The sequence below is a fragment of the Alloscardovia sp. HMSC034E08 genome, from assembly GCF_001813415.1.
GTDB lineage: Bacteria > Actinomycetota > Actinomycetes > Actinomycetales > Bifidobacteriaceae > Alloscardovia > Alloscardovia omnicolens.
Window position 1 is genome coordinate 26,270 of sequence record NZ_KV812468.1, and the last position, 26,588, is coordinate 52,857.

Sequence of the window (26,588 nt, forward strand, 5' to 3'; positions counted from 1 at the left end):
GAAGCCCAGAAATAATAAATCGCAGAGAGAGATAAGGAGAGCGTATGAACATCGTTTCAGCACTCGCACAAGTTAAAAAGCACGCACGTCACATCGTTGCTGGTATGGCTGCACTTTCCCTGACGGTTGGTCTTGCAGCATGCGGTCCACAGGTCAGCAGCAGCGCATCTGGCTCGTCGTCAACTGCTTCAAAGAGCACCCGCACTTTAGATGATATTAAGAAGTCGGGCGTTTTGAAGGTAGCTGTATTTACTGATAAAGCTCCATTCGGTTATGTAGATAAAGATGGTAAGAACCAAGGTTACGATGTTTACTTTGCTGAGCGTTTGGCAAAGGATTTGGGTGTAAAGATTGAGTACACTTCTGTAGATCCTGCTGTTCGTGTAGACGTTTTGTCTTCTAATAAGGTAGACATTACTTTGGCTAACTTTACGGTTACTGAAGAGCGTGCTAAGAAGGTTGACTTTGCTAAGCCATACATGAAGGTTGCTTTGGGCGTTGTATCTCCTGAAGGCGCAGAAATTACTGATGTAAATCAGTTGAAGGATAAGACCTTGATTGTTGCTAAGGGAACGACTGCAGAAACCTACTTCGAAGAGAAGCATCCTGAAGTAAAGCTGCAAAAGTATGATCAGTACGCTGATGCTTATAACGCTTTGCTTGATGGCCGTGGTGACGCATTCTCCACTGACAATACTGAGGTATTGACTTGGGCTAAGTCTAACAAGGGCTTCAAGGTGGGTATTACTTCTTTGGGTGATACTGACACCATTGCTCCAGCCGTGAAGAAGGGCAACAAGACTCTGCTCGATTGGATCAACAAAGAGATTGACACCTTAGCAGGTGAGCAGTTCTTCCACAAGGATTACGAAGAAACCTTGCTGTCAGTTTATGGTGATTCTATTAATGCAGATGAAATCGTTGTTGAAGGTGGCAAGCTCTAAAGCTGTGCAAACCTGTGTAGGAAATCTGTATATAAGGCGGAGGCTTCCTCGGAAGGGGAGCTTCCGCCATTTTGATGCTTGTATGGAGTGTTTGTGGTATTCAACGACTGTGCCTATGCGTGAAGGTTAAAGATGGAAGAAGGCTTACTATCAACACATTTTGGCCTATAACCCGCATATTGTGGGGCAAGCTTAAGATAACACGCGAATGACTTCGTAATAAACCATAACTGTGTTGCAGGGTTTACGTATCTGCTCAGGCTTGTGCAGTTGCGTCTTTAACGCGTGAGCAGATACGTTACACACAACGCGTGCTGTTTTTGACGTATAAAACCTATTGGCTTGGGCGCTTGCGTTCTAGTTAATGCGTAAATCAAACAGATTGATATAAAACAAAAAAGAGAAGAGCCAATGAGTCCAAGAGAAGAGGGTAAAAAGGAAACATTGGCCTGAATAAAATATATCAGGTGTTTTCAATTTTCTCAAAAAAATACGAAGAAACTTTGATCAATATAACACTTTTGGGTGAAAATTAAAGGCGTGTCGCACTTGAAAATTATCTGTAAGTGGACTAAAGGATTCCTGAGTGTTGTAAGCGTTATCGATTATATAGGAGGGTACTGTAAAATATCTACTGTTGATGAGTTGTCAGTAGTGAGAGAAGTTATGCATCGCACACACAGTCACCATCCTGCATTGGGAGATGTTTTGGCGCCTTGGCGTCGGCTTATAACTTCAATGCTTGTAGGTGCAAGTATTTTTGCGTTATCGGCGTGTGGAGATAATACGCCTAGTTCGGCGCTAACAGATTCGCAGTGGAGCGCACGTAAACTCGAAGCATTAAGTGGTGAATTTGCTGCTGCTGGTGCGTCGTCTCAAAAATCAGCTGTTGATGCGTGGATTGTTGGATACAGTGCAGGTCAACAGAACGCAGCTATTTCTTACGATCCATCAGGTTCGGGTGCTGGAGTTAATACTTTTCTTACAGGTGCTGTCTCTTGGGCAGGAACTGATGCTCCGCTAAGTGATAGCCAAGTCAAGCAATCGCAGGCAGTATGCGCCCAAGGCACAGCTTTCGAAGTTCCAACCTATGTCTCGCCTATCGCAATCGCATACAACCTATCGCAGTACGGCCTCCAAGACGCTCACATACAATTGTCCCCCGCAACCCTCGCTAAAATCTTTAACGGAAGCATTTCCCGCTGGAACGACCCAGCTATCATTGCAGAAAATCCAAGCATCGCAGCCAAATTACCGAACTTAGCCATTACCCCAGTATGGCGCTCCGACAAATCAGGCACCACTAAAACTTTCCAAACATATTTACGTGGGGCTGCGCCACAAGACTGGACGAACGATCCTACCGAAACATGGCCATACACTATCGGTCAGGGAGCCAAAGGAACGCCCAGCGTGGTAATGACAATCGGGCAGGCTCAGGGCACAATCGGCTATGCGGACTTCGCGCAAGTCTCCAACCTTGGCACGGTTTCTGTGCAAGTGGGGCAAGAGTATGTGCAGCCAAGCGCTAAGGCAACAGCACAACTGATTAACCATTCACCGCTCAATGCAGAAGCCCTCAAGAACGGCCGCTATATCGTTGACGTGGACTACGCCACAAAGAAGTCGGGCGTGTATCCTATCGCTTTGGTGAGCTATGAAGTGGCGTGCACCACCTACAAGTCCGCGCGAACGGCAACATTTGTGCGGCAGTGGCTCACTTACGTGCTCAGCGATGAGGGGCAGGAAGTATCCGAGGACTATGCTGGCGCGGCTCCACTGCCTAGTGCGTTGCGCGAGCAGATGATGAAAGCGGTCGGCGATATTTCTGCAGATGATAGCTCTTCTGGCGCGACTTCTTCAGCAAAGAAAGCAGTGTCTGCAGTCAATACTGCGCGCGCTAATATTTCAAGCAATGCTACGTTCAGTGCTGCGAAGAATACTGCTAAAACGATGACTACATTGCGTACTGTGGTAAATAAAAATAATTTTGCGCATCCCCAAGAGATAACCTCCGCCCTCTCCAAGGAGTTTGCGTAAATCATGAAAAACCGCATGAAAAACAGTGCTAATAGCAGCGCCGGAAACAGCGCCGCAAACACCACTGGAAAAGCCAGTCTAAAAAAAATTACCGCCGACAAGCTTTTCCGCTGGTGTGCAGTTGCTGCTGGCGTTCTTATTCTTTGCGTGCTTGCGGCTGTTTTTGTGTTCTTACTCATCCAAGCAAGCCCTGTTTTTGTAGGAAATCGCGAAGCTGCCGCCCACGTTATTTCTTCTTTTACTGGCGGACGCACTACAAGTTTCTTAGCATTCGTGGGACCACTGATTTTTGGAACCGTTCTCGCTTCCGCTTTGGCGCTCGCCTTAGCATTTTTTGTTGCGGTGGGTATCGCTCTATTCATTTCGCACTATGCACCCAAAAAACTTAGCTCTGTTTTAAGTTCCGTAGTCGATTTGCTGGCCGCTATTCCGTCGGTCGTCTATGGTTTGTGGGGAGCTTTGGTGCTTGTGCCGCACATGTATCCTGTATGGTCGGCGATTAACAAAGTTTTCGGATGGATTCCGGTGTTCGCAGGCTCTGTGTCTAATCCTCCGCGCACGATTGCTACGGTTGCTGTGGTTCTGGCAGTTATGATTTTGCCGATTATCACTTCTATGGCACGCGATATTTTCGTGCAAACTCCATTGCTCCAGCAAGAAGCTGCTTTGGCTTTAGGTGCTACGAAGTGGGAAATGATTAAACTGTCTGTTTTGCCTTTCGGAGCTAACGGTTTAATGTCCGCTTCTATGCTCGGATTAGGTCGAGCTTTAGGTGAGACAATGGCTGTGCTTATGATTTTGTCTCCTGGCAGCACCTATTCCTTGCATCTGTTTACCGCGTCACAAAATCAGACGATTGCTGCTAACATCGCCGCTCAGTTCCCAGAAGCTGATTCTATTGGCGTATCCACTTTAATCGCTTCAGGTTTGGTTCTTTTTGTTATTACTTTTATTGTGAACTATGCCGCTCGACGTTTAACCCATCGTCGTTCTGACTCTAGTTGGGTAAAGAAGTTGATGAAGCGCTGGGCGAATAGTTTCAGCGCTCGCAAAAATACTGCCGCTGACCGAGCCGATACGCAGAGCATTCAGAAAGGAGGCAAGTAAATGGTTAATCAGAAAGCATCGCGCACTTCCAGCGCGGCAACCGCTCGCGCAGCAACGCCTCAAGAAACAACGCACACTACCACGCTCGAGCCAACGACTCAAGTTTCGCTATCGGCTCAGTCTTCCCCAACCCCTGACTTCGACAAGCTCAAGCCTTCACGATCTTCCTTAGCTGCTCGCAAACGCACAGATCTGCTTATGCGCGTGTTAATTTACACAGCATTTCTCATTGCCGTTATTCCTCTGATTTCCGTGCTTTATACCACGGTTGTTAATGGTGCGAGGCGTTTTGACTGGTACTTCCTTACGCATAATATGCGCGGTGTTGTTGGCGGTTTGTATCCTTTCGGAGGCATTCTTCACGCAGCCATTGGCACCTTAGAAATTACTTTGGGGGCCGTTATTATTTCCGTTCCAGTAGGTATTATGACCGCTGTATACATGGTGGAGTATTCTGCTAAGAAACGCTTACATAAAGCAATTTCTTTCTTTGTAGACGTGATGAGCGGTATTCCGTCGATTGTGGCGGGTTTGTTTGCCTACGCTATGTTTAGTTTGCTCTTTGGCCCGGGAACAGTGAACGGTTTTGTTGGTTCTGCTGCATTATCGATTTTGATGATTCCTACCATCGTGCGTTCTACAGAAGAAATGCTTTCTATTGTTCCTGTTGATTTGCGCGAGGCTTCGTATGCGCTGGGTGTGCCGAAATATCGCACTATTATTCGCGTAGTTTTGCGCACTGCTTTGCCAGGTATTGTGTCGGGCGTTATTTTAGCTATTGCTCGCGTGATTGGTGAAACAGCTCCACTGCTTATTGCTGCAGGATCTATTTCGAGTACGAACTTTAACCTCCTCTCCGGTCGTATGACCACGTTGCCGGTATACGTATATAACGAGTTCCAGCAGGGTATGGCATCGTGTCCAGCCATATCGCAGATTGGCATGGAGACTGTTGGTTTGTGCGTGCCAGGAATCCGCATGGAACGCGCGTGGGCAGCAGCTTTAGTTTTGATTATTCTCGTACTTATTTTGAATGCTATTGGTCGTCTTATTGCTAAGATTTTCTCGGTGAAGACGAAGTAAGGTCTGAAAGGTAACTCATGGGACAACGTATTGATGTGAATCATCTCAACGTCTACTATGGCGATTTTCATGCTGTGGACGATGTGAATATGGTGATTGAACCCAATAAGGTGACTGCTTTTATTGGACCATCTGGTTGTGGAAAATCAACTGTTTTGCGCACACTCAATCGTATGCATGAAACAACTCCAGGTGCTCACGTTGTTGGTGAAGTACTTTTAGAGGGTAAGGATTTATATGCCCCCGATACTGATCCAGTAGCTGTGCGTCGCGATGTGGGTATGGTATTCCAACGTCCTAATCCATTCCCAACAATGTCTATTCGCGATAACGTTCTTGCAGGCGTTAAGCTCAACAATAAGCGCATTTCTAAGTCCGATGCCGACGCTGTGGTGGAGTGGGCTTTGCGCGGAGCTGCCTTATGGAATGATGTGAAAGATCGTTTAGATAAACCAGGAGTTGGATTATCAGGTGGTCAGCAACAGCGTTTATGCATTGCGCGTGCTGTGGCTGTGCATCCTCAGGTATTGCTCATGGATGAGCCATGCTCTGCATTGGATCCTATTTCCACCCTGGCAGTTGAAGACTTGATTGGCGAGTTAAAAGATGAGTTCACCATTGTTATCGTGACGCATAATATGCAGCAAGCTGCACGTGTGAGCGATACAACGGCGTTCTTTAACACTCAAGGATTAGGAAAACCGGGTCATCTTGTTGAAATTGATGACACGACAACAATTTTTTCCAATCCACGATCCGAAGAAACAGAAAACTATATTTCTGGTCGTTTCGGCTAAGAATAGAACCGAGATTGCCTGTGGGTGCTGTCTCGGCTTTATTGTCGGTGCACACTATGCGCTGATTGGGTTGGGCGGGTGCGACGGCTGGTGTGCCGCGCCTTGCATTTATTATCACTAGAGAGAAAGAAATGAAGACAATGGATTTCTTCAAGTTGAAGGAGAACGGTACCTCGGTATCTACTGAAGTAACCGCAGGTTTAACCACCTTCTTTGCAATGGCCTACATCATTGCAGTGAACCCAAGTATTTTGGGACAAACCGGTATGCCATGGGGCGCAGTATTCTTGGCAACCATTATCGCCTCTATTGTTGGTACCCTTATTATGGGCTTGTTTGCTAACGTTCCATACGGTTTAGCTCCAGGTATGGGTCTCAACGCCTTCTTCACCTTCACTGTTGTGAAAGGTGTTGGTTTTACGTGGCAAGAAGCCATGTCTATGGTATTTATTTGCGGCATTATTAACATTATTATTACCGCTACATCCTTGCGTAAGATGATTATTAAGTCCATTCCGCCAATGCTTCAGCACGCTATTGGCGGCGGTATCGGTATCTTTATCGCTTACGTTGGCTTGCTCAACATTAAGGTCATTAACTTCGAATCGGGCGCTCCGGCGCTCTCCTCTTTCGCAGATCCTCAGCTGCAGGTCTTCCTTATTGGCCTCATCGTTGCTATCGTTCTGCTCGTCGTTAAGTTCCCAGCTCAGCTCGCATGGCTCAACAAGGGCGCTTTCGTAATCGCTATCGCGGTAGCCGCGCTTATCGGCATCCCTTACGGTCTCACATCTATGGGCAAGTCCATCAGCATCGTACAGTCGTTCCAGCAGCTGCCAGAAACTGCTTTCGCTATCTTTACGCCAAAGGGTTTCCCAGCGCTTTTCGCTGACCCAGCACGTCTGCCTCTGGTCCTCGTCACCATTTTCGCTTTCTCTCTGTCCGATACTTTCGACACGATCGGCACCTTTATCGGTACCGGCCGCCGCGCAGGTATCTTCTCTGCTGATGATGAGAAGCAGATGGAAGAGCACGCTGGCTTCAGCTCCAAGATGGATAAGGCTCTGTTTGCTGACGCAACGGCTACATCTATTGGTTCTTTGCTCGGTACCTCGAACACCACTACCTATGTAGAGTCGGCTGCAGGTATCGCTGCGGGCGGTCGTACCGGCTTAACCTCGGTTATCGTTGCCGCTGGTTTCGCGCTGTCTACTGTTTTCGCTCCACTCATTTCTGCAATTCCGAGCGCAGCCACTTCTCCAGTTCTCGTTATCGTGGGCTGCATGATGATGAGCTCCTTCGCAGAAATCGCTTGGGACGACTTGACTGTAGCCATTCCAGCATTCTTTACCGGCGTATTCATGGCTTTCGCCTACTCCATCTCTTACGGTATTGCAGCAGGCTTCATCACCTACTGCATAGTAAAGGTATGCAAGAAGGAAGCTAAGCAGGTTCATCCAATTATTTGGGGTGTAGCTCTTCTGTTTATTATTGATTTAACTTTGCAAGCCATTATTTAAGGCGTAAAGACTGAAGGGGACGGTGTTATGCACCGTTCCCCTTTTTTAGTGGTTCATTGGACTTAGTGGGGTTTGTGCTGCTCCGTTTTTGTTGGACTGTATGGTCGGTTCTATTATTTTAGGGAGTGATTGAAGTCCTCGCGCATACGTGAATCATGGAACACTATGCCAAGTCACATTTCACGAACCGTCCCCCAAGTGCTCCGGTCTGCCGTACAAGAATAATCAAATAAAGCAAACCAAACTCCGCTAAAAACCCGCGCACCTCTTAGTCCACAGCTTTGAGCGCCTCCAACATATCCACACTCCTCAAACGATGATGCACATACGCCGCCAGCATCCCCAACGCCACCGCAATCGCCACCGCCGGCACGATATACGTCCATAGCCCCGTCCCCTCATAAAACATGGTGGAACTCGGAGGCACCACCTCCAGCATGTATGCGTGCAAAGCTCGTCCCAAACCGAAGCCCATAAGTGTGCCCAGCAACGACAAAATAATCGTTTCGCGGTAAATATACAGAGTTACTTCACCATTAAAGAAGCCCAGCACTTTTACCGTAGAAAGCTCTCGAATACGTTCAGACACATTAATATTCGTCAAATTATACAAAATACAGAAGGTGAGCAACATAGACACAAGCACCAGCACAAACATCACCTTGTTGAGGGATTGCGCAATCGTATCCATCTGAGCTGAAAGCGCCACGTTTTGAACAACGCCCGACACAGCATCCAGCTCAGTCAGACGCGCAGCCTCTTTCTCCACAGAAGAAATGCTACGGTTTTTGAGCTGCACAAGGTACCCCTGAGCTTCATAATCAGCGGAGAACACACGCTTATATGTGGTAGCGGTCAGATACATGTAATGACCCATATACATCTCACTGATGCCCGTAATGCGCACAGATCTGCTACGACCATCAGCATCTTTGAAACTTAAAGTGTCTCCAGCATGCACCCCAGTCAGCTTTGCCAAACGATGCGAAATAATAGCGCCCTTATCTGTCAGTTCTAAAGGACGATGCGAGTAAGCGTCTAACAGCGTCATAAACTTACTTAACTCGCGAGGCTTGTTCGAGGCAATAAGAGCAATCGAATGTGCCTCATCATCGGGTCCCGCCACTTTCGATACCGTTTCAAAATGTACAGCAGTTGAAGAGCGCACGGCAGAAGATCGCAACTCCTGCTCTAACTGCGCTTTTTGCTCCTTCCGAGCCTTCTGCTCAGCGGAAGTCTGTGCAGAAGGGGAGCTGGACACAATCACATCATAATGAACCAAATCGCTAAACTGACGATTATTAATCGAATTAATTGAATACTGCAAACCGAGGCCTGCGAAGAGTAAAGCTGTAGCGCTTGCTACGCCAAAAAGCGTCATGAACATGCGGTCTTTATAACGCATAATATTGCGCAAGGTCACTTTATACGTAAAGCTTAAGCGGTTCCATAGCACAGGTATGTGTTCGAGAATAATTTTTGAACCTGCTGCAGGAGGCTTCGGCAGAAGCAGAACAGAAGGTTTTTCGCGCAACTCGCGCAGGCACACAAAAATAGCGGGCGCAGTAGCGCAGGCTAAAGCAGTGGCAACGCTTATCATTGAGGTAACGCCATCAAAGTGTAATTCAAGTGCAGGCAGAGTAAAACGGTCGGAGTGAGCTGCATAAATAACTGTTGGTAACACCACATGCCCGAGCGCACTTCCCAGAAGCGAACCAATCAGCGAGGCTAAAGCGCCATATACCACGAACTTGAGCATAATCGCAGTATCAGGGTACCCTAAAGCTTTCATACTGCCGGCATTAGTGCGCTCCTCATCCACAAAACGCGACATTGTAGCTACCGTAACCATAACGGCAACAAAGAACAGGAAAATCGCGAAAATATGCGAGAGCGTGTCAATCGTGCGCGGGGACGAAGAATACACCGTGTAGCCCTCATGCCCAGGCCAATCATTGCGTCCGTAAACAGAATACACAGGCTCTTCTAACTCGTTGAGCTGCTTAAATGTATCAGAGCGCGACGTGTCTAAAAACCGCCGAGCCTCATCGAGCTGCGTTCGCGCGCCATCTAACTGAGCTTGAGAGGAATTCAACGTGCTTTCGTTAGCCTTGAGCTGTTCAGCTCCAGCGCGTAACTGACTATTCGCTTGCTCCCACTGAGCCAGCTGATACGTGTAGGTTTGCAAACCCTTCTCATACTCAGCTACACCCGCTTCATATTGCGCTAAAGCCGCGTTATAGGCTGCGCTTTGCTGATTAAGTTGAGCGCTGAGTTGAGCGCGTAGCTGCTGGTTCTGCGTATTGTCAGCAGACGGGGGAGCGTTCTGCAAAGCATCGAGTTGATGTTGCGCGGCAATAATCTGCTCGCGCGCATACTCTAAATTCCCGCGTAACTGTTCGAGTTGGGCATGCGTGGCATCAAGTTTTTCTCTGGCTGTGTTGAGCTGAGCTAAACCGTCGGCACTGCGCTGCTCGCCTTGCTGCGCCTCAATTTTTCGAGCATTAAACTGCTCCTGCGCTCGGCTGAGCTGTTCCTGCTTTTCGGTAAGCGAGGCAGTATTACTGTCAATGTCTTGCTGAGCAGCGTCCAGTTTATCTGTTGCTACCTTTTTTATCTCTGCCAAGCGTTGCTCAGGTCTGCCAGCCAGAGCCTTCTCTATCTGCTTTTTATGTTTGCGTAAACGCTCGGTATATGCGTTGGAATACGGATTGATTTGGCGCATATCTCGAAAAGTTAAACGAGCCAGCGTGTAATAATCAGTGCGAAAAGCTGTGGGAGAGAGAACTCCGTAACCCTCCAAAGAGCCGGTACCCACCCGTGATTGGCCAAGATTAATAGTCGATATAAGTTCTACAGAGTGTACGAAACCTACTATTTTTAGCTTTTTAGTGCGTAAAACGGATTGCTGAGAATCCTCATGAGCCTCAACTGTTTGGCTGATTTTATACGTTCCAGATAATTGATTGCTTAAAGCTATTTCTGAGGAAGCGTTAGACCGTGGTAAACGACCGCTAACGACTTCGTAAGTAGAAATTTTAGAGCTATTGGAAAAAAGACGGATAGCTTTATTGCTTGTTCCCAGCGTTACATCAGTAAGATAACCGCACTCGGATTGCTCTACACCGTGTATTTTGCGCAGAAGAGAGCAATCAGTTTTATCTAAACCCATCGTGCTCATAACCTGCACATCAGCAAGATGATGAGTATTAAAATAATGCTGGGCAGTTAAGCCCATATCAGGAGATGCGACTTTCAGTCCTACTAAAGCAAAAGAACCGATAGCCAATAAAATCATAATAGAGAAGAAACGACCCTTTGATTTAATAAGGCAACGCCATATATCTTTCCATAATGTGCGATGCAATAAACTCATAACTCACCCCTACCATTCAATATCCGCAATGTCTTGAGGGTGAGGATTAACATCAATACTGCGCACACGACCGTCTGCCATGCGAATAACACGGTCGGCAATAGGGGCAATTAAGGAGTTATGCGTCACAATGATGACTGTAGAGCCTTTCTTGCGGCTCATATCTTGCAAAATCTGCAAAATCGCTTTACCGGTGTGATAGTCTAAAGCGCCCGTTGGTTCGTCGCATAACAAGATCTTAGGATTTTTTGCAATAGCTCGAGCAATTGCAACACGTTGCTGTTCGCCACCCGACAGTTGAGCAGGGAAGTTATTCATGCGATGAGATAGTCCCACAGCTGTGAGTGCCTCTTGCGGACTCATAGCATTACGCACTACTTCTGAAGCGAATTCAACATTTTCTTTGGCGGTTAAATTGGAGATAAGATTATAAAATTGGAAAACAAAGCCAACATCAGTGCGGCGGTAAGCAGTGAGCTCGCGCGAGGAATATCCTGCAATATCGCGACCATCAATAATAACATGACCTTCGTTGAGGGTATCCATACCGCCGAGAATATTGAGCATGGTTGATTTTCCTGCTCCCGAGGCTCCTAAAATAATAGCGAGTTCGCCTTTTTCCACGCTAAAAGTTACATCGTTATTCGCGATGATTGTGCTATCGCCTGCAGTATAAAATTTGGAACAATGCTGTACGTCGATGTAACTCATAGTCTCATTCTTGCACAGGTGGAGGCAGAAACTCTATCGGAGCGTGTTGGTTGTTCTTATCGGTTTTTGGGGAATGCTCATATGCGCAACTGTTATGCCACTTGTGAAGCCATTTTTCCGCATCATAAGTGGCATAAGAGGTGTATGAAACGGTTAAGTACGACGCGATACAACCGCCACAACACTACAGCCACCGCAGCACCACTGCACGCAAAGTCCCCACGTCAGCACTTTTGCACTGAACACGGGGACTCTTAATCCGAAACTAATCCGAACTGCTATTCAACTATCTCAATACCAGCAAGGATTAGATGAATCACTTTAATACCAATTATAAGCTTGAGAATGTGCCCATGCTGCTGTTGGCGTACCATAGCGACCAGCAATATAGCCTAAGCCCCAGGTAATCTGCGTGGTAGCGCTTGTCTGCCAATCTGCACCAGCGGAAGCCATCTTGCTTCCTGGAAGAGCCTGAGGAATACCATAAGCTCCAGAAGGATTAGCAGCAGTTGTGCGCCAGCCAGATTCCTTATTCCACAGGTTCACCAAAGCAGTAAAGTCAGATTCAGACCAACCGCGTGCCAAAACCATCTCATGTGCAATAGACTGTGCTTCGCTGACTGGAACAGTGGTACCAAGGTTTGCAGAAGAACCAGAAGATGTGCTTGCTGTTGCTTTCTTCGTACCTACATGAACTTCCTCATTCACAGGAGCTTTTTTCACATACTCAGTGAGAGTAGAAGTGGAGACCACGCCATCGGCGTTCTTCGTTACCAAATTAGTCTGTTCAACAACGCCGTCTTCGCCCTTAACCGTTACTTTGCGAGCGCCTTCAGCTAAAGTGCTGTCTTCAATCTCTACAGTGTTATATGCAACAGATTGCTCAACCGTTTCAACTTGTGAGTTAGCTCGCGTAATTTTAATAACAGTGGATTCCTTCACCTTCGTGTCGAGGGAAGGGCTGACGGAATCATCTGATTCCAAAGTAATATTTCCTGCAGCTAAAACAGACTTTACATCAGTAAAATCCGATCCCAAAACCATACGCGAGGTTCCGTTAATAACAACCTTAATGTATTCGGTATCTGCAGAGGAGTCGCCCGCATTATTACGCAAAGCAGAGCGTAACGTACTACGCGATACGTCCTTACTATTGCTGACCAAATCGTTAATAGAGTAGGCAGTAATATGCAAAGATGATGATCCGTTAAAGTAATTGACGGTTGCAAAAGCAGTGCTGGTGACAAGAGTAATAACTGCTACAGCACCCGCGCTGGCTGCAATCCAGTGTTTGCGGGTCATTTTTTTATGTAATGGTACGATCGGTTGTCCGTGACGACCAGGCATAAAGCTCCTCAGATTGGCGAATAATGCTCGATATTTAATTATTCAAGTATGCGAGCATGTGACTCGCGAACATCTCTAACCGCCCTAATAGCAGCTAGTTACACAACTGCCCATAATTTTACCATGAACGGTGTTCAAAGGCTAAAATATGGGCAATCAGCTTTTAGAATTGGGCAGCTATGCAGATGCTATACGAATCCTCTAGCCACTTCAGGCTTACTCAGCCTCATCCTAGGCTTCAGTCTCAGCTTCAGCATCCACATCAATATTGCGCACCTGCTCAATAACGCTGTCAAGCTGAGAAGCAGTCAAAGCGCCCGCCTGCTGGAACACAACGGTGCCGTTCTTAATGGCCATCAGCGTTGGCACTGCCTGAATCTGTGCAGCCTGAGCTAGATCTTGGTTGTGGTCAATATCAACCTTGCCAAAATAAATATCTTCGTTCCTCTCAGATGCCTTCTCATATACTGGTCCGAAAGCGCGGCAAGGAGGGCACCATGTAGCCCAAAAATCAACGAGAACAATATTGTTGTTGCTAATAATATCGTTAAACTTTTCTTGTTCAATAGTCTGCGTTGCCATAAATATCCTTCAGTATTCTTAATTTCTTATATATCGCGAAGTTTCGCGCAGAACGGTACTACTTCTAGTTTAACTGTTTCAACGTTCTGAGTGTGACGAAAATTCCCTTCACTTTGCTCTGGGTGAAGTGCAATAATTAAGTGTATGTCAGTTCTCAATGATGAAGTCCCTGATAGCGACGACTTTGATGCAGGTTGTAAGCGCAGCGAATTTGATGATATAACTCCGGATGATTTTATGCGCGGTTCGTCCTCGCATAATCCTCCTGGATGGTTATCGCGTCGCGATATTGATGATGTCCGTTCAAAAACGCCTCTGCCGTATATTGTTGTTGTTCCTGTGCGAACCGATGATTTGGGACGTATTGCGTATGTGGGTTCTTTGCTAACCGCTCATGATGCTGATGGCACCGTTTCGCGCACGCTGATTACAGGACGTGTGCTCTTTCACGAAACGATTCGTGAGTCTATTGCGCGCAATATATCGAAAGATTTGGGCGATATGACTTTGCCACATCTTCCCGTGAATCTGCAGCCTTTTATGGTGGCTGAGTTCTTCCCAACTCCAGGAGTAAGTCCTTACTTCGATGCGCGCCAACATGCTGTTGCTTTGTGCTATATCGTCGATATTGCCGGTGATTGCCGTCCTATGGATGAAACTCTGGACGTGGAATGGGTAAGCGTAAGTGAGGCAGTAAGACCTGAGTTTTTAGCTCAACTTCCTAATGGTTTCGATCGTATTGTTGTGCAGGCTTTAACCAGCGCGGGCGTGTAGGAGAGGCGCGTAAAAGGTGAGTAGGAGCTGCTTCTCAGGCATCGTTGCGCCACAGACGTTCACAGTGAGCAACCTCTACAGTAAACTACTTCCACAGTAAAGCACGCGTGGTAGCGTACAACTATGGCCATAAAGTACTTCGACATTCCTGTGCACACTTATCATCGCGCTGTTGTTCCTGCAGGGCATAGCGACATTCCGCTCGTGCTTATTCACGCTTTTCCAGTTGATCATCACGTGTGGGATGCTACTGCAGCGCAGATTATTGAGCAGACACATGGTCGCGTAACTGTGCTTGCAGTTGATATGCCTGGAGCGGGCACGAATCCTGTTCCCGATCGCGCAAGCGTGGGCGAGATTGCCGATGATGGTGCGTATACGCAAGCCATGGATCGCATGGCGTCATCTATTGTGCATGCTGTGCACTCTGCCGGTTTTAATCGTGCTATCTTTGCAGGTATTTCTATGGGCGGTTACGCCACTTTGTCTATTGCGCGGCAGTTTAGCGATGCTGTTGCTGGTATTGCCTTGTGCGATACAAAAGCAGATGCTGATACTCCTGCTCAACGCGCGAACCGTTTAGCTATTGCTGAACGTTTAGAACGTGAAGCAACACTTGAGCCAGTTTTCCATTTTGCTCAGCCACAAGATGACGATTCAGCTTTTAAGAAATCCGATGAATTTATTCATACTTTTATGGCGTGGATTGCTTCACAAAGTCCTGCTGGAGTGGCGTGGCGTCAACGTATGGCTGCAGGTAGGCGTGACGATAATGATACTTTAGGAACGATTACTGTTCCAACAGCAGTTATCAGCGGTTCCTTAGACCCATCATCTGCACCCGATGTAATGCGTCCGATTGCTGATGCTATGAAGCAATCTCAGATGCGTTTTACCGAGATTAAAGACGCTGGGCATTTTAGCTGTTATGAAAAGCCTGCACAGGTTGCTGCTGCTCTAGCTCAGTTAGTTGATGACGTACGCTCCGTGTCAACACCATCTGCTGATTGCTCTGCGCTACCTTTAACCGTAAACGCTGAATCCTTGCGTGTGGGAGAGCTGTTAAGCGATATTCCTATGACTCAAGGCGCTGTGAATTGGCATATTGACCGTCGCGAGCAGATAACGCCAGATAATTGGCACGATGTTCTATCTGCCGAGAATACTTTCGTAGTTCTTGTGAAAAACTCTCGTATTGCTGTGGCAAAAGCAGGCATACAATCAGCTATACACACTGGGCATATGCGCAGGCTTGTAGAATTAGCAGGCTCGTATGTGGCGCAAACTCTTGCGCAGCATCCTGACGCTCTCTACTACTTGGGGGAACTCTACGATGCGGCGCACGATGAGATGAGAACATATATTGCCCTTGATTTTGATGTGCTCACCGACGATACAGCGCATAGCGTGGTTACTACTTTTGTGAGCCGTGCGCTTATGCAATACGATTGGCCTATTTTCCGTTCTGTATCTGGCTTGTTATCAGTGCATCAGGCTCAGCTGGGTGCAATGGCACAGGGATTGAGCTTGTGGCACAGTAAGACACGGTATTGCGGATACTGTGCACATGCCACACACAGCATAAATGGCGGATGGACTGTGCAATGTGAAGGTTCAGACGCACATATTCATTTCCCTCGTATAGAGCCATCGATGATTGTGCGCATTACCGATTCAGAAGATCGTATTGTGCTCCAGCATAATAAAGCCTGGGAGAATGGCGTTTATTCTGTATGCTCAGGTTTTGTGGAAGTTGGAGAAAATACAGAGCATGCAGTTCATCGCGAAGTTCAAGAAGAACTGGGCATTACAGTAGATACCGTGCATTATCTGGGTTCGCAACCATGGCCCTTCCCAGGTTCTCTGATGCTTGCCTACGGTGCATACGCTCTCGATACGCAGCTGAACATAGATACGAGCGAAGTAGCAGATGCCCAGTGGTTTAGCCGAGACGAGTTTATGCAGGCTCTTGCTGCTGGACGCATTGAACTACCCGGTAAAGCATCTATCGCTTTGCGCATGATTGAGCAGTGGTACGGAACACAATTACGCTAAGATAAAAATATGAGTGAAACAACAAGTAATAATGCTCCAAATTTGAGCGTTCCAGAACATTTATATTATTCGGATGATCACGTGTGGATTGATACATCAGTATCTCCTGCAGTTCTGGGCATAACTGAGTATGCAGCAGAACAGTTAGGAGACCTCGTTTTTGTTGATCTTCCTGACGTTGAAGCACAAGTTCAGGCAGGCGACGAGCCAGTGGAATTAGAATCTGCTAAAGCGATTTCCACTATGGTTATGCCCGTGTCGGGTACTGTGCGCTACGTGAATAACGATGTGGTCGATGACCCAGAAATTATTAATAATGATCCGTATGGTGAGGGTTGGATTCTCAAAATTGAACTTGATGAAGACGAACCTGAACTGTTAAGCGCAGAAAGTTATGCCGCCATTGCCAAATAATACTTCGGAATCCAACCGTCCAGTTCGCCAGAAAAACACAGAGAAAAAGCGTTCTAGTTATGCGAAGGAACAGCGTCCTATTATGGCGCAACGCGCTCGCACAACCATTGACCGTCCTTCCGTGCATGAGCGCACTGAGAAAAAACCGCCTCTTGTTCAGCTGGGACGACGGTTGGTTACGGGTATTTTCGGCGCTTGGTATGGTTTATCCATGCCGAGCGCTCGCAAGGCTGGGTGGAAGCCACGTGTTGAACCGTATGTGGGTTATGGAACCACTAAGTTCTCACGCATTATTTGCCGTACTGTTTACGGATCTACAGCACGCACTTTCCATCGCCGTTTAGGGCGGGGCATTCGCAATATTTTTCTGGTTCCAGCTCCTCGAGTTCCTGTGCGCGTGAGTATTGATGGTATTCCTGTGCTTGCAGGGCATGTTGGCGATTTATCAACCTTCGAAAGCGTACACGATATAAAGCAATCGCCGGCAAGCGCTATTCGTTCAGATGAGCATGGTTATTTGGATTTGCTTGCTCCACGCACGATGACTCCAGGAACGCACACTATTACGTATCAGGTAGGAAAGCGTCCTCCTGTGGCATCGCCGCTGTTTATTAGTCCTGACGGTTCTCCCGTGGGCATTATTTCCGATGTAGACGACACTATTATGGTGTCTCAAGTGCCTCATATGGCAAAAGCGGCGTTGAAATTCCTTTTTGTTAATCCACGTAACCGAGCCAGTGTGCCAGGTATGAGCGTGTTTTACAACAAGATTGGCGATCTGTTCCCAGGCGCCCCATTCTTCTACTTATCTACATCTCCATGGAATGTGGAGGGCACTATTCGCGAACTTATTCGTGTGCACGGTTTTCCTCAAGGCCTGATTTTGTTGCGCGATATAGATCCGCGACCGAAAACTTTTATTCCTAGTGGGGTGCAGCACAAGCTTGAATTTGTGCAGCAGCTTATGTCGGACTTCCCTCATATGAAGTTTATTCTTATTGGCGATGACGGGCAGCAAGATCCAACCACGTATGCTCGCTTAACCAAGTTATATCCAGGACGCATTGTGGCTATTGGTATTCGCCAGCTCACCTATAGTGAGAAAGATTTACCAGCTATGCTGTCTGCTTCGAGTATTCCTGATGTTGATGTGCCTGTATTTTATGGGCAGTCAGGTGTAAGCCTTATGAATACTATGCTGCCAACGCTTGAAGTCGTCTCGTTATCCATCTCTTCACAGAAACGTAAACATTAATGACTAATTTTCTCGCCGCGTACGGTTTGGAACGTTCAGATATACCTCAAGCCGTTAAAAAACCTCAAGAACGCACTCATCACGGTGATAGTTTTATAGATAACTATGAGTGGCTACGTGCAAAAGACAGCGCTGAGGTTCAAGGCTATGTGGCTGCACATAATGCTGTGGCTGATGTTATTACGCAGCGTCTTCGTCCGCTGATGAGCACGCTTTTTGATGAACTGAAAAGTCGCGTTCAAGAAACAGATATGAGCGTTCCTACTCGTATAGGTGGATATTGGTATTTTGTGCGCACACAAGAGGGGCAACAGTATGGTAAACAATGTCGCGTTCCTATTGCGCATGAAAATGATTGGACGGCTCCCACAGTAGAGCCAGATATTCCGCTGCCTGGTGAAGAAGTTATTTTTGATGCTAATAAAGAGGCCGAAGGGCATGATTTCTTCCGTTCTGGAGGATTAGATTTAGATAAAGCAGGCGAGCTTCTGGTTTATAGCATCGATACGAATGGCAATGAACGCTACGATGTGCATGTGCGTAATCTGAGCACTGGTCAGAATTTGCCAGATGTGATTGGGAACGTAAGCCCGGGTTCTTTTACTACTCCAGATGGTCGTTGGATTTTTTATACGCGCACTGATGATGCGTGGAGACCATGTGAGATTTGGCTTCATCGTGTGGGTACACTAGTAAGTGAGGATACCCGAGTTTTCCGAGAAGATGATGAACGTTTCTGGGTGGGTTGCGGTTTATCTTTTGATGAATCCATGATTATTATCGAATCTAGTTCGAAAACAACGAGTGAAGTGTCTCATCTACTTGTTGACGATATTGAAGCTCTACTTCTGCCAAGCTCTGACTCACGTTCTCGCCGTTTTGAAGCTTTTATTCCGCGATGTGAAGGCGTGGAATATGATGTGAGCTTTGCACGTTTCGAAGGTATGGCTGAAGATGGTAGCGATATTCCTGTGGCTATTGTGGTTCACAATGTGAATCATCCAAATTTCGAAATTGATATTATCGATATGAGCAATCACGAAGGACCATACTCCTTGGGCGATGGTGATTGCATTGCTGTGGGCTCGGATTATGGTTGTGAGCAAGCCAGCGAAGAAGATCGCGCCCAATCTGTGAGCACACCGTACTTTAATGAGCATAATCCTACTATTGTGCAAGGCACATCGGGTTTACAAATTGGCGGTCTAGGAATCTACAAAGACTTTATTACGTTAGGCTATCGTGCTAACGGTTTGCATCATTGCGCCATTATGAGCAAAAAACAAGCGTATGAAGATTGGCAGGAGGGGCGTCCGTGGAGCTTTGAGCTGCTGGGAGAAAATGATCCAACTGTTTTGCAATCTATCGGTTTTTCTGCCAATCCGTCATATGATGCTCCGGTTGTGCGCTATAGTTTCGGCTCGTATACCAGACCTTCCCAACTGCGCGAACTTAATCCTCTCACAGGTGAAGACCGTTTACTTAAACGTGCAACAGTGCTCAACTATGACGAAACAGCCTATGCAGAGCGTCGCTTATGGGTTACAGTGCGTGACGGAGTGCGTGTTCCTGTATCTCTTGTGTGGAAGCGTGGACTCGTTCCCGCTCTTGACGCGTGGTCGGCTGACCGCAGCGAATTAACTGCTCCAGAATTATCGGCCATGTACGCTGTGCAAGAGTGTGAATCTCCATCTGATGCTGCTCCTATGTTTATTACTGGTTATGGTTCATACGAAAGCAGTATGGGACCAGGCATGTCTGTGGCACGACCAAGCATGTTAGACCGAGGCGTTATTTTTGCTACCGCTCATATTCGCGGCGGTGGAGAAATGGGGCGCGCATGGTATGAACAAGGAAGACGTCTCAATAAAATCAACACTTTCTACGATTTTATTGATGTTACAGCTGCTTTGCAGCATGCCGGTATTGCAGATGCACATCGCACTGTTGCTAACGGCGGATCCGCTGGCGGCTTGCTTATGGGAGCTGTGGCAAATATGGCACCATTCTTGTATGCGGGAATTGAAGCAGATGTGCCTTTCGTTGATGCTCTCACATCTATTTTGGATGAATCCTTGCCTCTAACTGTGACGGAATGGGATGAGTGGGGAGATCCTCTGCATAATGCTCAGGTATATGACTATATGAAGTCGTATACGCCATACGAAAATGTTATGAGCGCTCAACAGCGCGCAGATACTTTCGGAACCGACTACTTCCCAGTCATCTTTATTACTACATCAATGAACGATACCCGCGTTCTCTACGTAGAACCTCTCAAATGGATTTCGCGCCTGAACGAGCCAGAAGTAGTAGCAGAAGCTTTCGCGAAAATCGAGGTAGAAGCAGGTCATGGGGGTGTATCGGGACGTTACAAGCAGTGGGAAGAAGTGTCCCTCGAAAATGCGTGGTGTCTCGACATCATGGGTATGTCCAACTAGCGGACGCTGATGTCACTTTATGGTCATGCTCCCATAAACTTGGGGGCATGACTCAAAGACAGACATTCAATATTGCCGTTATTCCTGGTGACGGTATTGGTAAAGAAATTACTCCAGAAGCCCAGGCTGTTATGGAAAAAGCTACCGAAGGTGTAGCTGAATTTTCCTATACGCACTTCGATTTGGGTGCTGACCGTTATTTGCGCGATGGCGTTATTCTCACCGACGAGATTTTGGACGACATCAAGAAGAATGACGCAATTTTGCTGGGTGCTATTGGAGATCCTCGCGTGAAAGCAGGCGTTCTCGAACGCGGTTTACTGCTTAAAATGCGTTTCGCTCTAGATCATTACATTAATCTGCGTCCATCCAAGCTCTATCAGGGTGTTACTTCACCACTAGCTCATCCTGGTGAGATTGATTTCGTGGTTGTGCGTGAAGGAACAGAGGGGCTCTACGCAGGTGCAGGCGGCTCAACACATGCGGGAACGAATCAACAAGTTGCTACAGAAGTATCGATTAACTCTGCTCATGGTGTGGAACGTACGGTGCGCTATGCTTTCGAACTGGCTATGAAGCGCCGCAAGCACGTAACTCTTGTGCATAAAAAGAACGTATTAGTTAATGCAGGAGATATGTGGCAGCGCATTGTGAATGAAGTGGCAGCTGAATATCCAGAAGTTAGCCACGATTACTTGCACATCGATGCCACCACAATCTTTATTGTGACTGATCCTAGTCGTTTTGACGTTATTCTTACCGATAATCTTTTCGGCGATATTATTACTGACGAGGCAGGAGCTGTTGTAGGCGGTGTAGGATACTCAGCCTCTGGAAATATTAATGCTTCCGGCACATATCCATCTATGTTCGAACCAATTCACGGTTCAGCGCCAGATATTGCTGGTCAAGGTATTGCTAACCCAACAGCAGCTATACTATCTGCAGCTATGTTATTGCGTCATCTTGGTTTGGGCGAGGCTGCTGAGCGTATTGAAAAAGCAGTAGAAGCCGATATTGCTGAAAAGGGCTCTACGCAGCGCAGCACACATGAAGTGGGTGAAGATATTCTGGCTCGACTCTAAACTGGAGAGCATGACTCATTCTCATACACAGCCCTCAGGATTATCAACTCATCGTGGTGAGTATAAGGTTCCTGGGGGCAAACTTGTAGCTGTTGAACTGGGTGAGAACGTGGGCGACGGCGTGCACATCGACGGCGATTTCTTTATCGACGGCGTCGATGACCCTACAGCCGTGGTCGCTTTGATTGAGCAGGTGCTCAGCGCGGGCAGTGGTTTTGCAGCTATAGAAGCGGTTGCTCGTGAATTTCCCGAAGCACAGTGTGTGGGCTTAACTGCGCAAGCACTCGATAAAGCTATGGCGTGTGCTCGCGGTCAGCAGGTTGAGAGCGCCCAGGCTGCGGCCGACACAACAAGCGAGGAGAGCGTAGACGAGCTCAGTTTCACGTGGAACACTGTTGACGTGGCCGTTCTTGCCGATCAAACCCCGCACACGCCTGCTGAACATATGGCGCTCGACGAGGTTCTCGCTCAGCAGGTTGCTGACGGTCAGCGCGGACCAACCCTGCGTTTTTGGCAGTGGGGTGGCAATGCGGTCATCATCGGTTTACATCAAAGCGTGCGCAACGAGGTAGACGAGCAGCGCGCTCGCGAACTGAATTTTAGCGTCGTTCGGCGCATAACCGGCGGCGGCGCCATGTTCGTTGAGCCGGGCAATACCATTACGTATTCGCTGTATGTTCCGGCTGATTTTCTGCAGGGTGTGCGCGGTTTCGAAGCATATAAGCGCTGCGATGAGTGGGCGCTGTTAGCGCTTAACAAGCTGGGCATTCGCGCGCGGTACAAGCCGATAAACGATATAACCTCGCCGGCCGGAAAAATTGGGGGAGCAGCGCAGCGCTTGGTTCGCGGCAGTACGGGCTGCGTTCTGCATCATGTAACGATGGCCTACGATATTGACGCGGTACGCATGATACAGGTTTTGCGTATTTCGCGCGAAAAACTTGCAGATAAAGTGGTACAGTCAGCAGCTAAACGTGTCGATCCGCTTAAAAGCCAAACGAACTTGAGCCGCGATGAGCTGTGCAGCGCTTTACAGTCGCAAGCTTTAGAGATGCTGCCGAGCGCTCACCTATCTGAGCTTGACGAGGTAACGCTCGAGCAGGCGCGGCAGCTGGCGCGTGAGAAGTTTGAAAGCTTTGCGTGGACGCATGCTATCGCCTAGCTGGTAGGGTAGAATAATCACAGCGAGGAGGCGTTATGGGATACGTAAGCGACAATATTATTCGAGATACCGTAAACAAAGTGAGCACGGGACTGTTCCAGCTGGCCTATAAAGAGGCTGTGAAGCCGATGGTGTTTGATCAGTCGCCGGACGATGCGCATGATCAGATGATTCAGTTCGCGCGCATGACTCGTAATATCGCGCCGCTTATGTGGGCGTTGCGTGGCATGATTGACTACACGGATCCCATCTTGGAAACAGAAGTAATGGGCGTTAAGTTCCATAATCCCTTTGGGCTGTCTGCAGGTTTAGACAAGAACTGCGATTTGCCGGTTCTGCTCGACAATGCTGGCTTTGGTTTCGAAACGGTTGGTTCTATTACTTCGCGACCATGCCCAGGTAACGCGCGTCCATGGTTCCATCGTCTGCCAGAATACGCATCGATGATGGTGCATGTTGGTTTGGCAAACGAAGGCATCGGCATGGTTATGCCTCGCGTGGAAAAAGCGTATATGAATTCCAAAACGATGCGTATTTCTGTCTCTATTGCGCGCACTAACGATAACAAGACAGGCGACATTGCTGAGGGCGTGGAAGATTATGTGAAGTCCTTCCGTCGCGCAGCGAACCGCACGCATATGCTTGAGGTGAATATTTCCTGCCCTAATACGCGCGTGGGTGAACAGTTTACCAAGCCGGAGAATCTCGATAAGCTCTTTACTGAGCTCGATAAGATTGACCGTGTGCAGCCTGTGCTGGTGAAGATGCCAAGCGATAAGAGCTGGGAAGAGTTTAAGGAACTCGTGGATGTGCTCGCTGACCATAATGTGCAGGGCTTGTCTATTGCTAACCTGCGCAAGGATCGCGATGGCTTAGATATTCCGCCGGATTGGGCGGGCGGTATTTCGGGTTTGCCGTCTATTGCTGTGAGTAACGAAATTATTGAGAACACGTACCGTGAGTATCATGATCGTTTCGCTATTGCCGGCATTGGTGGCGTCTTTACCCCAGAACATGCCTACGCTAAGATTCGCAAGGGGTCGAGCTTGGTTATGTTTATTACCTCGCTTATGTATCGCGGCCCGCAAAATATTACCGTGCTTAAGCGTGGTTTGGCGAGCCTGTTGCGTCGCGATGGCTTTAACTCGATTGAAGAAGCTGTGGGTGTGGACGTGGATTAAAACACATGTACTCAAACGCGGAATGCTCCTTTCTTTTCGAAGAGGGGAGCATTCTTGTATGTGGTAGACATAATGCGCGGTGGAATGAGGGTATGAATTCCTCATTCCACCGCGCATTCGAAACGTGAATCGCGCCTTTAGCGGCTACGACTACCAGTACCCATCAAAGCCTGATCCGGAGTACCGTAGTTAGGGTTATCTGGAATATTGGCTTCGGTCGTGTACTGCTGCAAGAAGTTCTTAAGCATTGGAGCGCCGAGGTACATACCGTACCAGCTGCTACGATAGACACCGTTAATGTGCTTGCCGCTCAAGGATTCCTGATTTTCCATATTGCCTGCTACCGCGAAAGCAGATACACCGTTGGTGAATGCTGCAGATGACATGAAGTAGGTTTCTGCAGTACCGGTTTTAGCGAAGGTCTTGCGGTTAGGCAAGTTCACTTCCTGTGCCTGACCAGATGTTGCAGACATGTTGAGCACGTACGCAGTAGTTTGTGCAACATTTTTTGGAATAGCCTGCGTGCAGTTAGCAGAAGGAACTTCGTATTCCTTACCATCCTTCTCTACCTTGGAGATGGCGATTGGATCGCAATGTACGCCGTCGGCAGCAATAGTTGCGTATACGTTTGCCATGGTCAGAGGAGACACGTTCAAAGAACCAATAACGAATGGTGCGAACATCGTGTCGTGAATATCGCTCTGGCTAGGAATAGCGTTGTGGTAACCCATAGCCGTTGCAGTATCGGCAATAGCGCACAAACCAATCTTTTGAGCCATGGAAGCCTGTGTGGTGTTGTGCGACCTCATAATACCCTGGTATGGAGTTTCTGGGTTAACCGTGCCACCTTCGGAGTTCTGTACTCGCCATACGCCAGTAGTAGTGGAGTTGCAAGGGAAGCTCGAGTTAGCATACGAGGTCGATGTTGCCAAAGGCTCGTTAGCAGTATGGCCGTTTTCCAGCCACGATACGAGGTTAATTGGCTTAAAGGTCGAACCTGGCATAACACCCTGACCGCCACCATCAGCCTGATCAACAGCGTAGTTAATTGCAGTATGCGTACCAGAAGCTCCAGCAGAAGCATCGTAAGTACGGTTCTGAGCCAAGGCCAAAACCTCACCAGTGCCTGGCTTAATAGCAGCCAAAACGCTTTCGATTCCGGAAGGATCGTCCTCTGGAATAACAGCACGAACAGACTGGGATGCAGCACGCTGAGCGGTTGCATCCATAGTGGTCGTAATGTTTAAACCACCCTGATACAGCAGCTTGCGTCGATCTTCCTGGGTTTCTCCAAACTGCGGAGATTGCAAAATCTTATTAACCACATAATCGCAGAAATATGCAGCGTTACCAGCTGTTTGGCATCCTACCGGCACAGACTGAACATTGAGCATATCGACAATGCTAACTGCCTTAGCTTCTTTCACTTGCTCAGCGGTTGCATAACCTTGATATTGCATAAGATCAAGAACTAAATCGCGTTGCTGTTGAGCTGCTTCAGGATGCAAAGTAGGATCATAAGCCTGAGGATTTTTCGTAATTGCAGCAATCATAGCTGATTGTCCAAGATTCAAATCCTTAGCACTCACATTAAAATAGCGGCGGGCAGCGGTTTCAACACCATAAACGCCAGAGCCGAACTGAGCAATATTTAAGTAACCCTGTAGAATTTCTGCTTTAGTATATGTTTTCTCCAGCTGCACAGCCAGCAACATTTCGCGTAGCTTACGCGCAATAGTATCTTCATGCGCATGATATGCAGCAATTGGATCGTCATCGTTATTTGCCTGATCAATAAGGATGTTCTTTACATACTGCTGGGTAAGGGTAGAACCACCTTGGGTATCTCCCTTATTGACATATGTCTGAATAAATGCACGCAAAACACCAGCAGGGTCCACACCAGCATGGTCGAAGAAACGACGGTCTTCTCGTGCAACAACTGCTTGTTGCATGGCTTGAGAAATATCGCGTAACGGCACAATAATGCGGTTTTGAGTATAGAAAGTAGCAATAAGAGTGGTGCCATCGGAAGCATACATGCGAGACTGCTGTGGAAGATCTTCCAAATTGAACTTCACATCTTCCAAACCGGCACTCATTTGTGGCTCAATGGCCTTCGTAAGAACGTTCGCACCCACAACTGCTGGCATCACAACACCAGAAGCAACTACGCCACCCATGACGCAGAATAATAAATACGATAAAATCAGCGTGAACACACGCTTAGGAGTAAGTTTATTCTTCCCATTTTGATCAGACATATGCAATATTTTAGCGTGATGCCCTGCCTAAAGACGAGGGGAGCTGATGGGTTGTGCAATATTCCCACGAAAATATAACAATTGTGGGGAGTTGGAGTTAGTGGAGTTGGGCTCGCGGGGGAGTTCGTGGGGATTGTGAGTGTGGTGCGCTGACAATGCTGGCGTCCATTTTTCATGTGGTATCAGCTCTCATATGTTCCTGAAAGTTGCTAGCACCGAGCGTCAACAACGCGCACTCGCACTTTTTACAATGATTGAAGTCCTCGCTCATGCGTCAATCATGGAACGCTAGCGCAAGTTCCGTTTCATGAACCGTTCAAACCCCTGTCTGACGTAATAATCCATCAAACTATGGGCACACTAAACCAAGTCGCCGATAAAATGCTCTTCGAATTTTAACGGTTTTTTTTGGGGGGGGGTGTTGTCTAGTAGGTTCTAGTTGATTCCTCTGGC

The 26,588-nt window shown here is 47.6% G+C and carries 18 protein-coding genes and 1 pseudogene; 14 read left to right on the top strand and 5 right to left on the bottom strand.

Annotation, left to right across the window (positions count from 1 at the left end; all coding sequences use genetic code 11):
• Positions 1 to 44: 44 nt before the first annotated feature.
• The 6 genes and pseudogenes from HMPREF2909_RS01590 to HMPREF2909_RS01615 all read left to right on the top strand — a co-directional run bounded on the left by HMPREF2909_RS01590 (position 45) and on the right by HMPREF2909_RS01615 (position 7,488).
• Positions 45 to 944 carry a cysteine ABC transporter substrate-binding protein gene (locus tag HMPREF2909_RS01590; RefSeq protein WP_071414972.1) on the top strand — a complete coding sequence of 300 codons (900 nt, stop codon included), beginning with the start codon at positions 45 to 47 and terminating at the stop codon, positions 942 to 944.
• Between the two features lie 738 nt (positions 945 to 1,682).
• Positions 1,683 to 2,984 (top strand): phosphate ABC transporter substrate-binding protein PstS, encoded by a 1,302-nt coding sequence (locus HMPREF2909_RS01595; RefSeq protein WP_148130776.1) that lies wholly within the window; start codon positions 1,683 to 1,685, stop codon positions 2,982 to 2,984.
• A gap of 3 nt (positions 2,985 to 2,987) precedes the next feature.
• Positions 2,988 to 3,977: pseudogene (pstC, locus tag HMPREF2909_RS01600) on the top strand (phosphate ABC transporter permease subunit PstC); the annotation flags it as partial.
• Between the two features lie 114 nt (positions 3,978 to 4,091).
• The gene (gene pstA / locus HMPREF2909_RS01605; RefSeq protein ID WP_071414973.1) at positions 4,092 to 5,174 is read left to right on the top strand and encodes a phosphate ABC transporter permease PstA; all 1,083 of its coding nucleotides are present in this window, start codon (positions 4,092 to 4,094) and stop codon (positions 5,172 to 5,174) included.
• A 17-nt stretch (positions 5,175 to 5,191) separates the two neighbouring features.
• Complete coding sequence (gene pstB / locus HMPREF2909_RS01610; protein ID WP_071414974.1) at positions 5,192 to 5,971, top strand: phosphate ABC transporter ATP-binding protein PstB; 780 nt, start codon at positions 5,192 to 5,194, stop codon at positions 5,969 to 5,971.
• A gap of 140 nt (positions 5,972 to 6,111) precedes the next feature.
• Entirely contained in the window at positions 6,112 to 7,488 is a 1,377-nt protein-coding gene (locus HMPREF2909_RS01615; protein WP_071414975.1) for an NCS2 family permease, read from the top strand.
• Positions 7,489 to 7,756: 268 nt separating this feature from the next.
• Here HMPREF2909_RS01615 and HMPREF2909_RS01620 read toward each other — a convergent pair whose 3' ends face one another.
• From HMPREF2909_RS01620 to trxA, 4 genes are all read right to left on the bottom strand, one after another.
• Positions 7,757 to 10,864 (bottom strand): FtsX-like permease family protein, encoded by a 3,108-nt coding sequence (locus HMPREF2909_RS01620; protein WP_071414976.1) that lies wholly within the window; start codon positions 10,862 to 10,864, stop codon positions 7,757 to 7,759.
• A gap of 9 nt (positions 10,865 to 10,873) precedes the next feature.
• On the bottom strand, positions 10,874 to 11,575 hold the full coding sequence (locus tag HMPREF2909_RS01625; protein ID WP_071414977.1) for an ABC transporter ATP-binding protein: 702 nt from the start codon (positions 11,573 to 11,575) through the stop codon (positions 10,874 to 10,876).
• Positions 11,576 to 11,896: 321 nt separating this feature from the next.
• Positions 11,897 to 12,922 (bottom strand): aggregation-promoting factor C-terminal-like domain-containing protein, encoded by a 1,026-nt coding sequence (locus HMPREF2909_RS01630; protein ID WP_071414978.1) that lies wholly within the window; start codon positions 12,920 to 12,922, stop codon positions 11,897 to 11,899.
• 231 nt (positions 12,923 to 13,153) lie between these two features.
• On the bottom strand, positions 13,154 to 13,504 hold the full coding sequence (gene trxA / locus HMPREF2909_RS01635) for a thioredoxin (RefSeq protein WP_071414979.1): 351 nt from the start codon (positions 13,502 to 13,504) through the stop codon (positions 13,154 to 13,156).
• A 144-nt stretch (positions 13,505 to 13,648) separates the two neighbouring features.
• On the opposite strand from trxA, the gene HMPREF2909_RS01640 reads away from it, so the two are divergent.
• The 8 genes from HMPREF2909_RS01640 (at position 13,649) to HMPREF2909_RS01675 (ending at position 23,871) form a co-directional block, all read left to right on the top strand.
• Positions 13,649 to 14,278 (top strand): DUF4916 domain-containing protein, encoded by a 630-nt coding sequence (locus tag HMPREF2909_RS01640; RefSeq protein ID WP_071414980.1) that lies wholly within the window; start codon positions 13,649 to 13,651, stop codon positions 14,276 to 14,278.
• A 123-nt stretch (positions 14,279 to 14,401) separates the two neighbouring features.
• Positions 14,402 to 16,333, top strand: a complete 1,932-nt coding sequence (gene nudC / locus HMPREF2909_RS09135; protein ID WP_022857087.1) for an NAD(+) diphosphatase — start codon at positions 14,402 to 14,404, stop codon at positions 16,331 to 16,333.
• 9 nt (positions 16,334 to 16,342) lie between these two features.
• Positions 16,343 to 16,747 carry a glycine cleavage system protein GcvH gene (gene gcvH, locus HMPREF2909_RS01650; protein WP_071414981.1) on the top strand — a complete coding sequence of 135 codons (405 nt, stop codon included), beginning with the start codon at positions 16,343 to 16,345 and terminating at the stop codon, positions 16,745 to 16,747.
• Positions 16,728 to 18,002, top strand: coding sequence for an App1 family protein (locus tag HMPREF2909_RS01655; RefSeq protein ID WP_084797199.1), 1,275 nt, complete (start codon positions 16,728 to 16,730; stop codon positions 18,000 to 18,002). The genes gcvH and HMPREF2909_RS01655 overlap by 20 nt, the downstream gene beginning before the upstream one ends.
• Positions 18,002 to 20,443, top strand: a complete 2,442-nt coding sequence (locus HMPREF2909_RS01660; RefSeq protein ID WP_071414982.1) for a S9 family peptidase — start codon at positions 18,002 to 18,004, stop codon at positions 20,441 to 20,443. Before HMPREF2909_RS01655 ends, HMPREF2909_RS01660 begins: the two co-directional genes overlap by 1 nt.
• Positions 20,444 to 20,490: 47 nt before the next feature.
• On the top strand, positions 20,491 to 21,528 hold the full coding sequence (locus HMPREF2909_RS01665) for a 3-isopropylmalate dehydrogenase (protein ID WP_071414983.1): 1,038 nt from the start codon (positions 20,491 to 20,493) through the stop codon (positions 21,526 to 21,528).
• A gap of 10 nt (positions 21,529 to 21,538) precedes the next feature.
• Entirely contained in the window at positions 21,539 to 22,690 is a 1,152-nt protein-coding gene (locus HMPREF2909_RS01670; RefSeq protein ID WP_071414984.1) for a lipoate--protein ligase family protein, read from the top strand.
• A 35-nt stretch (positions 22,691 to 22,725) separates the two neighbouring features.
• Entirely contained in the window at positions 22,726 to 23,871 is a 1,146-nt protein-coding gene (locus tag HMPREF2909_RS01675; protein ID WP_071414985.1) for a quinone-dependent dihydroorotate dehydrogenase, read from the top strand.
• Positions 23,872 to 24,008: 137 nt separating this feature from the next.
• On the opposite strand, the gene HMPREF2909_RS01680 is transcribed toward HMPREF2909_RS01675, so the two are convergent.
• Positions 24,009 to 26,135 carry a transglycosylase domain-containing protein gene (locus tag HMPREF2909_RS01680; protein WP_071414986.1) on the bottom strand — a complete coding sequence of 709 codons (2,127 nt, stop codon included), beginning with the start codon at positions 26,133 to 26,135 and terminating at the stop codon, positions 24,009 to 24,011.
• Positions 26,136 to 26,588 lie beyond the last annotated feature (453 nt).

Bases quoted from the DNA above. Each gene is read 5' to 3' on its own strand.
- HMPREF2909_RS01590 (WP_071414972.1), top strand. From the start codon at position 45: ATGAACATCGTTTCAGCACTCGCACAAGTTAAAAAGCACGCACGTCAC.
- HMPREF2909_RS01595 (WP_148130776.1), top strand. From the start codon at position 1,683: ATGCTTGTAGGTGCAAGTATTTTTGCGTTATCGGCGTGTGGAGATAAT.
- pstA (WP_071414973.1), top strand. From the start codon at position 4,092: ATGGTTAATCAGAAAGCATCGCGCACTTCCAGCGCGGCAACCGCTCGC.
- pstB (WP_071414974.1), top strand. From the start codon at position 5,192: ATGGGACAACGTATTGATGTGAATCATCTCAACGTCTACTATGGCGAT.
- HMPREF2909_RS01615 (WP_071414975.1), top strand. From the start codon at position 6,112: ATGGATTTCTTCAAGTTGAAGGAGAACGGTACCTCGGTATCTACTGAA.
- HMPREF2909_RS01620 (WP_071414976.1), bottom strand. From the start codon at position 10,864: ATGAGTTTATTGCATCGCACATTATGGAAAGATATATGGCGTTGCCTT.
- HMPREF2909_RS01625 (WP_071414977.1), bottom strand. From the start codon at position 11,575: ATGAGTTACATCGACGTACAGCATTGTTCCAAATTTTATACTGCAGGC.
- HMPREF2909_RS01630 (WP_071414978.1), bottom strand. From the start codon at position 12,922: ATGCCTGGTCGTCACGGACAACCGATCGTACCATTACATAAAAAAATG.
- trxA (WP_071414979.1), bottom strand. From the start codon at position 13,504: ATGGCAACGCAGACTATTGAACAAGAAAAGTTTAACGATATTATTAGC.
- HMPREF2909_RS01640 (WP_071414980.1), top strand. From the start codon at position 13,649: ATGTCAGTTCTCAATGATGAAGTCCCTGATAGCGACGACTTTGATGCA.
- nudC (WP_022857087.1), top strand. From the start codon at position 14,402: ATGGCCATAAAGTACTTCGACATTCCTGTGCACACTTATCATCGCGCT.
- gcvH (WP_071414981.1), top strand. From the start codon at position 16,343: ATGAGTGAAACAACAAGTAATAATGCTCCAAATTTGAGCGTTCCAGAA.
- HMPREF2909_RS01655 (WP_084797199.1), top strand. From the start codon at position 16,728: ATGCCGCCATTGCCAAATAATACTTCGGAATCCAACCGTCCAGTTCGC.
- HMPREF2909_RS01660 (WP_071414982.1), top strand. From the start codon at position 18,002: ATGACTAATTTTCTCGCCGCGTACGGTTTGGAACGTTCAGATATACCT.
- HMPREF2909_RS01665 (WP_071414983.1), top strand. From the start codon at position 20,491: ATGACTCAAAGACAGACATTCAATATTGCCGTTATTCCTGGTGACGGT.
- HMPREF2909_RS01670 (WP_071414984.1), top strand. From the start codon at position 21,539: ATGACTCATTCTCATACACAGCCCTCAGGATTATCAACTCATCGTGGT.
- HMPREF2909_RS01675 (WP_071414985.1), top strand. From the start codon at position 22,726: ATGGGATACGTAAGCGACAATATTATTCGAGATACCGTAAACAAAGTG.
- HMPREF2909_RS01680 (WP_071414986.1), bottom strand. From the start codon at position 26,135: ATGTCTGATCAAAATGGGAAGAATAAACTTACTCCTAAGCGTGTGTTC.